At 56.1% G+C, this 12,712-nt stretch carries 10 protein-coding genes; 4 read left to right on the forward strand and 6 right to left on the reverse strand.

Going from position 1 to position 12,712, the window contains the following annotated elements:
• The first annotated feature begins 27 nt into the window (after window positions 1-27).
• The gene (locus SIK69_RS04450; RefSeq protein WP_319785513.1) at window positions 28-2,070 is read left to right on the forward strand and encodes an AsmA family protein; all 2,043 of its coding nucleotides are present in this window, start codon (window positions 28-30) and stop codon (window positions 2,068-2,070) included.
• A gap of 449 nt (window positions 2,071-2,519) precedes the next feature.
• Here the strand turns inward: SIK69_RS04450 and SIK69_RS04455 are convergent, their stop codons facing one another.
• From SIK69_RS04455 to SIK69_RS04465, 3 genes are all read right to left on the reverse strand, one after another.
• Window positions 2,520-3,836, reverse strand: a complete 1,317-nt coding sequence (locus SIK69_RS04455) for an MFS transporter (protein WP_319627127.1) — start codon at window positions 3,834-3,836, stop codon at window positions 2,520-2,522.
• A 261-nt stretch (window positions 3,837-4,097) separates the two neighbouring features.
• Complete coding sequence (yhjD, locus tag SIK69_RS04460) at window positions 4,098-5,126, reverse strand: inner membrane protein YhjD (RefSeq protein WP_319627126.1); 1,029 nt, start codon at window positions 5,124-5,126, stop codon at window positions 4,098-4,100.
• Between the two features lie 63 nt (window positions 5,127-5,189).
• Complete coding sequence (locus tag SIK69_RS04465; protein WP_319627125.1) at window positions 5,190-6,089, reverse strand: LysR family transcriptional regulator; 900 nt, start codon at window positions 6,087-6,089, stop codon at window positions 5,190-5,192.
• A 118-nt stretch (window positions 6,090-6,207) separates the two neighbouring features.
• On the opposite strand from SIK69_RS04465, the gene SIK69_RS04470 reads away from it, so the two are divergent.
• Window positions 6,208-6,966, forward strand: a complete 759-nt coding sequence (locus SIK69_RS04470) for an SDR family NAD(P)-dependent oxidoreductase (protein ID WP_319785514.1) — start codon at window positions 6,208-6,210, stop codon at window positions 6,964-6,966.
• A gap of 29 nt (window positions 6,967-6,995) precedes the next feature.
• Here SIK69_RS04470 and SIK69_RS04475 read toward each other — a convergent pair whose 3' ends face one another.
• On the reverse strand, window positions 6,996-7,523 hold the full coding sequence (locus SIK69_RS04475) for a GNAT family N-acetyltransferase (protein ID WP_319785515.1): 528 nt from the start codon (window positions 7,521-7,523) through the stop codon (window positions 6,996-6,998).
• A 144-nt stretch (window positions 7,524-7,667) separates the two neighbouring features.
• Here SIK69_RS04475 and SIK69_RS04480 point away from each other — a divergent pair, with 144 nt between their 5' ends.
• The gene (locus tag SIK69_RS04480; protein WP_319785516.1) at window positions 7,668-9,254 is read left to right on the forward strand and encodes an STY4199 family HEPN domain-containing protein; all 1,587 of its coding nucleotides are present in this window, start codon (window positions 7,668-7,670) and stop codon (window positions 9,252-9,254) included.
• 16 nt (window positions 9,255-9,270) lie between these two features.
• Here the strand turns inward: SIK69_RS04480 and SIK69_RS04485 are convergent, their stop codons facing one another.
• Window positions 9,271-10,923 (reverse strand): alpha,alpha-trehalase, encoded by a 1,653-nt coding sequence (locus tag SIK69_RS04485; protein ID WP_319785517.1) that lies wholly within the window; start codon window positions 10,921-10,923, stop codon window positions 9,271-9,273.
• A 278-nt stretch (window positions 10,924-11,201) separates the two neighbouring features.
• On the opposite strand from SIK69_RS04485, the gene SIK69_RS04490 reads away from it, so the two are divergent.
• The gene (locus tag SIK69_RS04490; RefSeq protein WP_319785518.1) at window positions 11,202-12,293 is read left to right on the forward strand and encodes a serine hydrolase domain-containing protein; all 1,092 of its coding nucleotides are present in this window, start codon (window positions 11,202-11,204) and stop codon (window positions 12,291-12,293) included.
• A gap of 6 nt (window positions 12,294-12,299) precedes the next feature.
• Here SIK69_RS04490 and SIK69_RS04495 read toward each other — a convergent pair whose 3' ends face one another.
• A complete protein-coding gene (locus SIK69_RS04495) occupies window positions 12,300-12,551 on the reverse strand; it encodes a hypothetical protein (protein WP_319627119.1) in 252 nt (83 codons plus the stop codon).
• Window positions 12,552-12,712 lie beyond the last annotated feature (161 nt).

The following is a 12,712-nucleotide window of genomic DNA, read 5'->3' on the forward strand; positions in this document are numbered from 1 at the left end:
GTGAGGCCAAACAGGAGCGTTTACGGCATGACAAAAACAGGTAAAGCCACAACCATCATTTTTGCGACGTTAGCGGTGCTTATCGTCGTACTGTTCATCATCATCGCGACTTTCGACTGGAATCGCCTGAAACCCACCATCAACCAGAAGGTGTCCGCCGAGCTGAATCGGCCATTCGCCATTCGGGGCGATCTGGGAGTGGTCTGGGAGCGCCAGCCGGGCGAAACGGGCTGGCGGAGCTGGGTGCCCTGGCCGCACGTCCACGCCGATGATGTTCTGTTAGGCAACCCGCCTGACATCCCGGAAATAACGATGGTGCATCTGCCGCGAGTCGAGGCCACGCTGGCCCCCTTGGCACTGCTGACCAAAACGGTCTATCTGCCGTGGATAAAGCTGGTGCAGCCTGATGCCCGCATTATTCGCCTCTCGGAAAAAACCAATAACTGGACTTTCAATCTGGCGTCTGCCAACGGCGAGCAGAAAAATGCCCAGCCTTCCTCGTGGTCATTCCGGCTGGATAACGTGCTGTTCGATCGCGGTCGGATCAAGGTGGATGATAAAGTCAGCCGCGCTAATCTCGAGATCTTCGTCGATCCGTTGGGTAAACCGCTGCCGTTTAGCGAAGTCACCGGCGATAAGGGCAAAAGCAACGGACCGAAGGCCGGCGATTACGTGTTTGGCCTAAAGGCCAGCGGCCGCTACAACGGCCAGCCGTTAACCGGGACCGGTAAAATTGGCGGAATGCTGGCGCTGCGCAGCGAAGGTACGCCGTTCCCGGTGCAGGCAGATTTCCGCTCCGGCAACACGCGGGTGGCGTTCAGCGGCACGGTTAACGATCCGATGAACATGGGCGGCGTGGATCTGCGTCTTAAGTTCTCCGGCGATTCTCTGGGGCAGCTCTACGACCTGACCGGCATTGTACTGCCTGACACCCCGCCATTTGAAACGGACGGCCATCTGGTGGCGAAAATCGACTCCGACAAAGGCTCCGTGTTTGACTATCGCAATTTCAACGGGCGCATCGGCGACAGCGACATCCACGGCACGCTGAAATACAGCACCAGCAAGCCGCGCCCGAAACTGGAAGGCGACATGGAGTCGAAACAGCTGCGGCTGGCGGACTTAGGCCCGCTGATTGGCGTCGATTCCGGGAAAGGCACCAAATCGAAAGAGGTGAAAAAAGACATACAACCGGCCGGGAAAGTGCTGCCCTACGATCGGTTTGAGACCGAGAAATGGGGCGTAATGGACGCCGACGTCCGCTTCAAGGGCGGGCATATCGAGCATGGCAGCACCTTGCCGCTGGATAACCTGACCACACATATCATCCTTGAAAGAGGTGATCTGCGCCTGAAGCCGCTGAAATTCGGCATGGCTAATGGGACCATTAACGCCAATATTCATCTCGTGGGTAATAAAAAGCCGATGCAGGGCGAGGCGGATATTCAGGCCCGGCGGCTGCGGCTCAAAGAGCTGATGCCTAACGTCGCGCTGATGCAGAAAACGCTCGGTGAAATGAACGGGGATGCGAAGTTGCGTGGTACGGGCAACTCGGTGGCGGCACTGCTCGGGTCGAGCGACGGTAACCTGAAACTGCTGATGAATGATGGTGTGGTCAGCCGCAACCTGATGGAAATCCTCGGCCTGAACGTCGGGAACTTTATTGTCGGGCAGATTTTTGGTGACGATGAAGTGCGGGTCAACTGCGCGGCGGCGAACCTCAATATTAACCACGGCGTGGCACGCCCGCAAATCCTCGCTTTTGATACTGAAAACGCGCTGATTAACGTCACCGGTAGCGCCAGTTTTGCCTCTGAGCAGCTGGATTTGACCATCGATCCCGAGAGTAAGGGCATTCGCATTATTACCCTGCGATCGCCGCTGTACGTGCGCGGCACCTTCAAAAATCCGGATTACGGCGTGAAGCCTGGGCCATTGATTGTGCGCGGTGCGGTAGCGGCAGCCCTGGCGACGCTGGTGACGCCAGCGGCCGCGCTGCTGGCGTTGATTTCGCCGTCCGAGGGCGATGCGAATCAATGCCATGTGATTTTGTCTCAGATGCGGAAGTAGGGGGCATACCTCCCTCGCCGCTTTGCGGTACCCGTGACGTATTGCGCCTGGCTTTCCGGTCGGGCGCGATGCTACTTATTCGCCCCATCCCTGCGGGTGGCCCCGGCCAGTCACAAACATCACGGCGATTTTCAGCCGGACACAAGGTCAACACCCTCAGTTCCCTCGGGCACCGGTTGTGTCCCCGCTTGAAATCGCCGGGCTGTAAGCCAGTTGACAAGGTCAGACCGCCAGGGATGGCGGGATGAGGCGAAACGAGACAGGAAGTCGAGTCGAGCCGGCCGCAGGCAGATGGCTGGAAGACCGGGCAGTGCGCAGCACCGATTTCTGTTGCGGGGCCACGGGGATTGATAAGGGGAGCGTGGTGCTCCCCTTATCCCGTTCACGTTTTACAGAGTGACAATAGAATGCGACCGTCTGGTGGACGGAACAAATACTACGGGCATAACTTAAAGAGACTGATGGCGCGTCTCGTGCGTCAGCACCAATGCAATCAGCGTCAGGGCCGCCATCGATGCCAGATAGTACCCGACATACGCCAGACCATAGGTGCCGGTCAGCCATGCGGCGATATAGGGTGCCACGGACGCACCCAGAATCGACGAGACGTTATAGGAGAACGATGCCCCGGTGTAACGCACTTCGGTTGGGAATAGCTCTGGCAGCAGGGCACCCATCGGGCCGAAGGTCAGCCCCATCAGGCTTAAACCGAGCAGCAGATAGGCCATAATCAGCATCGGATCCCCCGAGCCCAGCAGCGGCTGGAACACGAACAGGCCGAACAGGATAATCAACGTGGTAATGGTGATCATGCTTTTGCGACGACCAAACCGGTCCGCCAGCAGGCCGGCAATCGGCACCATCACGCCAAATCCAATCACCGCCATCATCAGCATCCACAGCACTTCATTGCGCGGCAGGCCCAGACCGTGCGGCACCGCGGCGGTGCTGTAGGTCATTGAATAGACGGTCATGATATAGAACAGCGTATAGGTCGCCAGCATGATGAAGGTGCCGAGAATGGTCACCCGCAAATGCTTGCTGAGCAGCGTGCCCATCGGCACTTTTACCTGTTTCTTCGCGGCGGCGACTTTGGCAAATACCGGCGTTTCATGCAGGGAGACACGCACGTACAGACCAATAATCACCAGCACGGCGGAGAAGATAAACGGCACGCGCCAGCCCCAGCTCATGAACTGTTGGTCGGTCAGCAGCCAAGAGAGCAGCAGGAAGGTGCCGTTGGCAAAGAAGAAGCCAATCGGGGCACCAAGCTGCGGGAAGGACCCATACAGCGCACGTTTTTTCGGCGGCGCGTTTTCGGTGGCGAGCAGGGCAGCTCCGCCCCATTCACCGCCCAGACCCAGACCCTGACCAAAACGGGCCAGCGCCAGCAGCATTGGCGCGAGGATGCCGATAGTGTCATAGCTCGGCAGCAGGCCGATCACTACCGTTGAAATCCCCATTGTCAGCAGCGACGCGACCAGCGTGACTTTACGGCCTACGCGGTCACCAAAGTGGCCGAACAATGCGGAACCAATCGGACGTGCCACGAAGGCGATAGCAAATGTCGCCAGCGATTGCAGCGTCGCGGCAGCCGGATCACCCTGCGGGAAGAAGATGTGCGGGAACACGATGACCGCGGCGGTGGCGTAAATATAGAAGTCGAAGAACTCAATGGCAGTGCCAATCAGTGACGCAACGACGACTTTATTTCGTGAGTTAACCGGGGCGATGTCCGGATTATTGTCGAGTGTTGTGGTGGACATAGTCTTTTCTTATTGTTTGGCGAACGAAAGGCCATATTACGCACAGCAAAAGCGACATTTCAATGTGTAACAAAGTCAGTGATTGGCTGAAAAACAGACAAAAAGCGGATAATTTTCAGACCTGCGAAATCACTTCTATGAAATGCTTCACATAAATGAATAGTTAGCAGATAAAACCAGTTTTTGGTTAAAGAAAAGTTACTAACTGGATTTATCTGCTAAGGAAGTGAGTTGGGCTGAAATTTCAGCCCAAGAAGTGTGTCAGCGGTGGGTTTTGCCCGGCATCCGCGGGTCGTCTTTGTACTCGGCGGTCGCAATCCACGCCGCGCAAAACAGGGTCAGACGGGCGAAGAAATAGAAGAACGCCATGATCCCCAGCACCGAACCAAATGCCGCCCCAGACGGGGATTTCACCAGCGCAGGCAGCGTCCAGGTCATGATGATTTTAATCACCTCAAACCCTATCGCCGCGATAAAGGTGCCGCGAATCAGCGCTTTTCGACGCGGGCGATGGCGCGGCAGACGCCAGAAAATCCAGAAAAACAGCAGGTAGTTGGCGAGGATAGAAATCGCGAGGCCAATCACCCGCCACGCCGGTTTCAGCCATTCAATCGAATCCAGATACAGCGCCGAGATAATCATCTGCTGCGCAGCCCCGGCGACGGAGGTGATCGACAGGGTCACAACCAGCGCCACCAGCAGACCAATCAGTGAAATGAAGTCGCGGAAATACTTAACCCAGATTTTCTCCTGATCCTGCGGGGTGCGTTCCCACACGTCGCGCGACTGGGCACGAATCGCTTCACGCAGATTCCCCATCCAGTTCACGCCGGAGTACAGGGCTACCAACAGGCCGACAATCCCGACGGTGGTACGCTGCTGCACCGCGGTGTTAATGGTGTTTTTCAGCGTGGCGGCCAGCGTCGGGTCGCTGACGTTGGTCAGGATCTTATCGAAAATGTCCTGCAACAGGGTGGGGTGCGAGACGAGGATAAACCCCGCCGCGGCGAACGACACCATCAGGATAGGGATCATCGACAGAAATGAGAAGTAGGTGATGGCCGCACCAAACTGGTTGCCGAGACGATCGTTAAAGCGTTCGGTGGCACGGATCAGGTGCGCGATAAAAGGCTTACGCTGCACTTTCTGCGCGGTGCCGGTGGCCTTGTTCAGCGCACTGCTGGCCCGCTGTTTGAGTCCCGCTGCGGAGCCATCATCCGTCTCCATTTTCCTGACCGGATCGTATTCCAGATCCTGAGTGGGGCGTTTTGCGTCGTTTTCCGGCGTCATTAGTGTGTTATTCCTTTCTTTAAAACCTTTAAAAAATTATAGCCGATGAAGGGCGGTTGTCCCTCAATCCACATAGCTTTTCAACACCCCGGTGAGCCACTCCATAAACAGGTGTACACGGCGAGAGAGGTTGCGGCGGTGCGGGTATATCAGCGACACCGGCATCGGCGCGGCGCGATAGTGCGGCAAAATCTCGACCAGCTTTCCGCTACGCAGGGCATCTTTCACCCCAATGCGCGGCACCTGAATAATCCCCAGCCCGGCCAGGCAGGCCGCGTGATAGGTTTCGGTGCTGTTGACCGTCAGCACGCCGCCGGTTTTCAGCCAGCGGGTCTGGTTCTCACTGTTCACTTCAAAGCCCTGGGCCCGTGCGCCAAGGCTGGTGGCATAGTGCACCACCGCATGGCTGGCGAGATCGTCCAGTGTTTCCGGGTAGCCAAATCGCTCCAGATAATCCGGACTGGCGCAGTTGATCACGGTTAATTTGCCAATCGGGCGGGCGACTAATCCGGAGTCTTTCAGCGTGCCCACGCGCACCACGCAGTCGAATCCTTCGCGAATAACATCGACCAGCCGATCGCTACTGCTCAGTTCCAGTTCGATACCGGGATATTGCTGAAGAAAGGCGGGCAGTTTTGGGATGACTAAATTTCGAGCAACGCCGACCGGCATGTCGACTCGCAGTCGACCGCTGATGCTGGTGGGGTCGTGCTGGAACATGCTATCGAGTTCATCGAGATTGCTGAGCACATCTTTGGCGCGTTCGTAATAGACCATGCCGTCCTGCGTAAGCTGCACCCGGCGGGTGGTGCGGTGTAAAAGGCGCACGCCGAGCAGATTTTCCAGCGCCTGAATTTGACGCGACACGCTACCTTTCGGCAGGCCAAGCGAGTCTGCCGCGCGGGAAAAACTCTCCAGTTCAGCAACCCGGATAAACAGTTGCATTGCGTGAATTTTATCCATAGCAAACGCCTTTTGTTGTTCAAAGTGAAACAATGAAACGTAATTTACCGTCTTTATTGATTATACGTCACCTAATAAGCTCTCTCTCACTGTTCATCTATCCAAAACGAGGTGGGTTATGACACAACGTATCGCTTTAATAACCGGCGGCAGCCGTGGCTTGGGAAAAAATGCGGCGCTTAAGCTGGCGGCGAAAGGAACGCATATTCTGCTTACCTACAACAGTAATCAGCAGGAAGCGCTGAAAGTTGTGGCTGAAATTGAGACACTTGGCGTGAAAGCGGCGGCATTACAGCTAAACGTCGCCGATGTGGCGAGCTTTGACGATTTTGCCAATAACGTGCAGCAACAGCTTAACGTGATCTGGCAGCGCGACACCTTTGATTATTTAGTGAACAACGCCGGAGTTGGTTTGTATGGGGCGTTTGCCGAGACCAGCGAAGCGGTCTTTGACGAGCTGATGGCTATCCATTTCAAAGGCCCGTTCTTCCTGACCCAGCGCCTGTTGCCGCTAATCCAGGACGGTGGCCGGATCCTCAATGTCTCCTCAGGGCTGGCGCGTTTTGCTCTGCCGGGCTTCGCGGCCTATGCCTCAATGAAAGGGGCGATGGAAGTGCTGACGCGCTATCAGGCCAAAGAGCTGGGGGCGCGGGGGATTTCGGTCAACATTATTGCCCCAGGCGCGATTGAGACGGACTTTGGCGGCGGTCGCGTGCGGGATAACGCCGACATGAATCAGTACGTTGCCTCGCAAACGGCGCTTGGCCGCACCGGGCTGCCGGATGATATTGGTGGTGCGATTGCCGCCCTGCTCAGCGATGAGTTGGGCTGGATGAACGCTCAACGCATTGAAGTCTCTGGCGGGATGTTCCTGTAAGTTCATCCCTCTCCCTCACCGGGAGAGGGTCATCTAAACTCATGCCGTAACAATCCCAGCAGCCAGTCGTTATGCCATTTCCCACCCAGCCAATAGCTTTCCCGCAGTTCACCTTCCAGTACAAAGCCGCTTCGTTCCAGCACCCGACGGGATGCCGTGTTCCCGGCGGTGACCGTGGCGATCAGCCGTCTAATGTTGCCCGTCGTAAACGCAAACTCACATACCGCGTGCAGCGATTCGCTGGCAAACCCTTTCCCTTGCGCACCGGGGGCAAAGAGAAAGCCCACTTCGGCACAATCCGCTTCCCGGTGGATATACCCCGTCACGCCTAAGGGGTTGCCCGTCGCCGTCTCACGCACCAGCAGGCACAGCCAGTGCGCTGCGCCCGGTGTCCATTCCGCCAGCCGGGAATCAAACGCCGCGCGAATGACACTTTCTGACCGCAAATCATCGACATAACGCATCACATCCGGGTTCTGTTCTAAAGCCAAAAAGAAGGGCCAGTCTGCTTCGCACAGGGGTTCACAGCTCAGCCTCGGCGTCGCCAACGTTATCATCGTATTTACTCCGGTGATTTTTATCGGTTTATAGACGGATTAGCCCATAAGGCTATGAAGTAATCTACTTTCTAACGCGCTAATAATAAAAATAAAACCCTGTGTATATCAGGGGTACCCCAAAGCCTCAGAGAAGGAAAACAGATGCACATAGCATCGCACTATTCTGGCGACCAGTTTGAGCATTGTCTCAGCGTGATTCGCCAGGCCGCCACCGAAATCCTGTCGCTGCTGAAGGTCCACGGCGTGGAAGCACAGGATCCGCGCGGGTTCCTGCAACAGCTTGAACAGGCCCGGTTGAATCTGGGCGGATGGGCGAACGTGGCCCGGCGGCTCAATCTTAATGATGCCGAGATAAGCGATTTCACCCTGCAATTGCGACACTTACAGCAAGTCGTGCCGGTATATGAGCGCGGGCAGGCGGTGAACGATAACCAACTGATTGCGGCGCTGCGTTTTGTCGCCGCGCTGGAGTTTGTGCGCCAGAAGCAGCCGCGTCTTAAATTTACGTCGCTGCCCGGGGAGGACGGTAGCGTTCATCAGGATCAGGCGCAGCGGCAAATGCGGGCCATCACATTGACCCTCAAGGCGTTAATTACCCAAGCCTTTTCCGATGCGACGCGTTTGAACGACTCGCTCAAATTGCAATTCGGGGCCGACAGCGTGCGCCGCTGGCTGGCGAACAGCGACGCCGGGGATATTTTGTCCGGCATGTTATTCAGCGATCTGGCGCTGCTAATCGTGGATAAAAAAGCCTTTGCCCGCCATTACTCGCCGTTGTTTAACGCCGCGGCGGCGCTGACGTTTCTGGCGGAACAGCGCGTCACGCTGCATGCGTTCCTCGAGGATTGCCGGGTGATGCGCAATGCAATCCTTGCCCAGCGTCCGCTGACGACGACCGAAATGGTGCTGCTCAATAACTATCTGCATCAGATTACAGGCCCTGTTCAGCGCGCGTTTGAGCAGGGGCGCACCCGGGTCAATCCGACAGCCTTTCTGGCGGTCGACAGCAATGAACTCAGCCATTACTGGGAGAATGCTCGCCATAAAGACAATGCCCTCGGAGGGGATAGTCAGCCGGTGCGCGAAAATATCGAACCGCCAAAAAAGCAGCAGATACGCAGCCCGGAAGACCGGGACCAGATGATTTCCACCGTGCTGTGGGGGGCCGTCGGGGTGGTGATGCTGGGGATGGCGTTCGCTTCTCTGTGGATGTTCAGCAATGTCACCCCCGCAGAATCGACCGCGCAGGCAAGCGTTGCGCAGGTGGATGCCCCGGAACGTGAAATCCCGTCGCCACGTGAGAAGCTGGCGAACATGGGGATTAGCTGGGATATCAACAGCCTGCGTTCAGCAATCGATCGCAATGATACGCGGGTCACGACGCTATTCTTACAGGGGGGAATGACCTGGCAGCTGGCATGGACCGAGCAGGCGCAGTCATTCCGCTATGATGATGTGCTGGAATTACTGCTGCGCTATCGCCTGCAAATGGATGAGCTGAAACCGTGTCGGCGGTTTATCAATACGCTCAGTCACGCGATGGGTAACGGTGAATCGCTCACAGCGGTGCGCAAGGCCTACCTCCAGGCTTTTTGCGCCACACCTGCGGTGGTGGAACGCCAGCGCTATAACGTGGAGCAGGCCAAACGACGGGCCGCTGCCACAGCGGATACGCAGAATAAAAAATGGCTGACGATTCAGTCAGCCATTTACAGCGCTATCAAATAGTCGCGCAGGGATGGGGTTATGGCTCGCCGTAGAGGCCCATCAAGCGGCGTACCACGCCGTTGGTCCAGCCGAAACCGTCCTGTAACGGGTATTCACCGCCGCCGCCTTCACGGGGCGTGCTGCTGGCGATGTGATACTTCTCAATCAGCTTGTGATGATGCTGATAAAAGTGGTTCACCGTCTGTAGCCAGCTGCGGGCGATTTCATCTCCCAGGGTATCGTTGCCGTACAGCTTGAAGCCCTGGATAGCCATCCATTGCAGCGGGGCCCAACCGTTGGGGAAATCCCACTGCTCGCCGCTGTCATACTCGGTAGCGAGGATCCCGCCCGGCGTCAGCAGACGTGTGCGCACGGCAGTATCAAGCTTGTCCGCCTGTTCATGCGTCGCCATGCCAACATACAGCGGCACCATGCTGGCCGCAGAAAACAGCCCCAGCTCTTCGCGCCGCCAGTCGTAATCGCGGAAGCAGCCCTGCTCGTTATCCCACAGATAACGGGTGACTGCAGCCCGACGCTCGCTGGCTTTATGGCGAAATTCAGCTTCGGTTTCCCGATCGCCTTTTGAACCGGAGATATTGGCAATAGTGCTTTCCAGTTTGTACAGAAACGCATTCAAATCGATCGGGATAAACTGGGTCGTACGAATACTCGCCAGGCGGGTAGTATCCCGCAGCCAGCGCGAGGAGTAATCCCACCCGGACTCCGCCCCGGCGCGCAAGTCGCGATACACCTCGTTCGGCGGACGCCCGGAATGACGCGCGGTTTCGACGTCCTCTAACCAGGATTCATCCCGCGGCGTGTCACGGTCATCCCAGAAACGGTTCAATAGCGAACCGTCCGGCATCCGCACCACGTGTCGCCAGGCCTGATTCGGCAGCAGGTTTCCCGCGCCGTCCATCCAGAAGTTGTATTCCATCTTCAGGTGGTCGAGATAGCGCTTCGCCCCACGCACGCCGTCTTCTTCAAACAGTTCCACCATCAGGGCAAAAACCGGCGGCTGCGAGCGACTGAGGTAGTAGGTGCGGTTCCCGTTCGGAATGTGGCCGTAACGCTCGATCATCCAGGCGAAATTATCGGCCATACACTTGAGCAAATCTTCACGACCGCTTTCGGCCAGACCGAGCATGGTGAAGTAGGAGTCCCAATAGTAGGTCTCGGTGAAACGCCCGCCGGGTACAATGTACGCCTGGGGCAGTGCCAGCAGTGAGGACCAGGGAATGTGATCCTGTGGCTCGCGGGTCAGCACCGGCCATAGCGTGTCGATATGATCTTTCAACGTGCGGTTAGGGTCAGAAACGTACTCATCGCCGTGCGGGTCAGGCAGCCAGAAATGCTCCTCAACAAACGCCCGCAGATTGAAGCCAGGCTGGCGTTTTTGCTGGCGGAACTGAATCAGGATATCGAGCGGATCCATCTTCGGCGCACAGTCAGGAAAGGTTTTGCTGTCGGCAAAAATCCGCGCAGCCTGCACGCGTTCAAAGAGTTCAAGATAACGGTCTGCGGGGGTCAGCGCGTCAGAGGCGGGCATCCCCTCAATCATCTCCGGTTCTGGCTCGACCTCGAACATTTCATCCAGTTTCAACTCGCACGGATCCGTAAGATAGCTAAGCTCGGCCTCAAGGGCCTGCGCTTCGTCGGTTTCCGGGTTACGTAATTTCTGGTTGAACATAGAGTAAAAACCTCCGGATTTCGTCAATACAGGAGCCGGAAAAAAATCCGGCGCTCTTTTAAGCGTAGTCATTCGCTTCGATCTGCGGGAAGCGGCTTTCACACTTTCAGAGCTTTCACTTTGCAACGAATTATGAATATGGTTATCGTCTGCCCTCGTCATTGATTAGCACGCATTATGCATTTTACGAAACGGGAAGGTCCGGGTTGAAAGGGTTTATACTCCCTGGTTTGCTGGCGTCTGCACTGCTTTCAGGGTGTGCCGGAACGCTTTCGCAGATGAATATGCCTTCCAGTGAAGTGCAGCAGGTGGCACAAAATGGCCGGGCGCTATCCGTCGATGAGCTGGTCACCGAATATATGCACAGCAAACAGGTGTCGGGCATGGTGGTGGCCGTGATTAAGCATAACGGCCCGGCGACGTTCTATTGCTATGGCGTGACGGATGCTAAAAATCGCTATCCCATCACGCCGGATACCCTGTTTGCTCTCGGTTCGCTCAGCAAAGGCATAACGGCGGAAGTCATCACCCTGTTGGTCAATGAAGGCCGTTTACACTGGGACGACACCCTCTCCACGCTGCTACCGCCCGGTACCCCGCTGAGTGACGACGCGCGAAAAATTACCCTGATTCAGCTGGTGACCCACACCTCTGGCCTGCCGCGTCAGCCGATGAATTTGCTGTCGCTGGAACATCTACTGCGCTATCTGCGCGACGGCGAGAACTTCTATCAGGATTTGGACAGCGACGGCGTACTGAATTATCTCAGCAGCTTCCGCGCGCCGCTTAACCGGGAACCGATATATTCCAATTTAGGCTACGCGATTCTCGGCTATATTCTCAAATATCAGACCGGGCAGTCGATCGAGACGTTATCCGCGCAGAGACTCTTCCAGCCGCTGGGCATGGCAAACACCAGCTTTAAACCGCAAACGCTGCGCGCTTATCCGCAACGCGCTTTAGGCCACGCGGGCGATCAGCCGAAGCTTATCGCCCGGGGGGCATTAACCCCAGACTGGCAATTCAGCAATAATATGGTGGGGGCCGCGAGTCTTTATAGCGATGCGCGCGATCTGATTGAATATACCCGGGCGCATTTCTCTGCCACCGATAATCAGGCGCTGAATAAAACGTTTTCTGACATCAGCGTCAATTATTATCCGCGAGAAAAAGAAGCCGCCAATATTGCCTGGATCACCGACACCTACGGGCCGCAAAAAATCACTTATCAGGTGGGTTATATCGGTGGCTATTCGAGCTATATTGGCTTTGACAAACAGAATAAGAATGCGGTGGTGGTATTACAGAATAGTTTTAACTGGAGTAATTATATCGGGCACGCGTTATTGAAACGTATCGCGCCCGAATAAGGTCTTTTACCACTTCTCGTCGCGTGCTTCCCGGCGACCGTCGCGGCGATTTTCACGTTTGTCCTGACGGCAAGACGCATTGCTCTTGTTATCCTCTCTGACGCAGTCTCGTTTTTCTTCACGACCCGTCGAACGCGTGTCCTGACGGATATCACGTGCCTCCTGGCGTTTTTCGCTGCGATAAGTGGCATGTGCTGAAGGTATCACGGCAGGTAGCAACATCGCCGCGGTAGCCAGAGAAAGAATTAATTTTTTCATAAAATGAAAGCCTTAGCTTATTAATCTCGTGGAGAAACAGGGCGCATATTTTCACGCAGTTATAAGGGGAGCTTAGTACACTTTGTGCGGAAAGAAGGGCCGCCAATGTCCAGTATTGGATTTATAGCAGCAGAACGGTTGCAAATAAAAAGCCCCGTGAA

The sequence above is a fragment of the Scandinavium lactucae genome (genome assembly GCF_033843265.1).
In the GTDB taxonomy this organism is placed as follows: domain Bacteria; phylum Pseudomonadota; class Gammaproteobacteria; order Enterobacterales; family Enterobacteriaceae; genus Scandinavium; species Scandinavium lactucae.

Bases quoted from the DNA above. Each gene is read 5' to 3' on its own strand.
- SIK69_RS04465 (WP_319627125.1), bottom strand. From the start codon at position 6,089: ATGGATAAAATTCACGCAATGCAACTGTTTATCCGGGTTGCTGAACTG.
- SIK69_RS04470 (WP_319785514.1), top strand. From the start codon at position 6,208: ATGACACAACGTATCGCTTTAATAACCGGCGGCAGCCGTGGCTTGGGA.
- SIK69_RS04485 (WP_319785517.1), bottom strand. From the start codon at position 10,923: ATGTTCAACCAGAAATTACGTAACCCGGAAACCGACGAAGCGCAGGCC.
- SIK69_RS04450 (WP_319785513.1), top strand. From the start codon at position 28: ATGACAAAAACAGGTAAAGCCACAACCATCATTTTTGCGACGTTAGCG.
- SIK69_RS04495 (WP_319627119.1), bottom strand. From the start codon at position 12,551: ATGAAAAAATTAATTCTTTCTCTGGCTACCGCGGCGATGTTGCTACCT.
- SIK69_RS04490 (WP_319785518.1), top strand. From the start codon at position 11,202: ATGAATATGCCTTCCAGTGAAGTGCAGCAGGTGGCACAAAATGGCCGG.
- SIK69_RS04475 (WP_319785515.1), bottom strand. From the start codon at position 7,523: ATGATAACGTTGGCGACGCCGAGGCTGAGCTGTGAACCCCTGTGCGAA.
- SIK69_RS04455 (WP_319627127.1), bottom strand. From the start codon at position 3,836: ATGTCCACCACAACACTCGACAATAATCCGGACATCGCCCCGGTTAAC.
- yhjD (WP_319627126.1), bottom strand. From the start codon at position 5,126: ATGACGCCGGAAAACGACGCAAAACGCCCCACTCAGGATCTGGAATAC.
- SIK69_RS04480 (WP_319785516.1), top strand. From the start codon at position 7,668: ATGCACATAGCATCGCACTATTCTGGCGACCAGTTTGAGCATTGTCTC.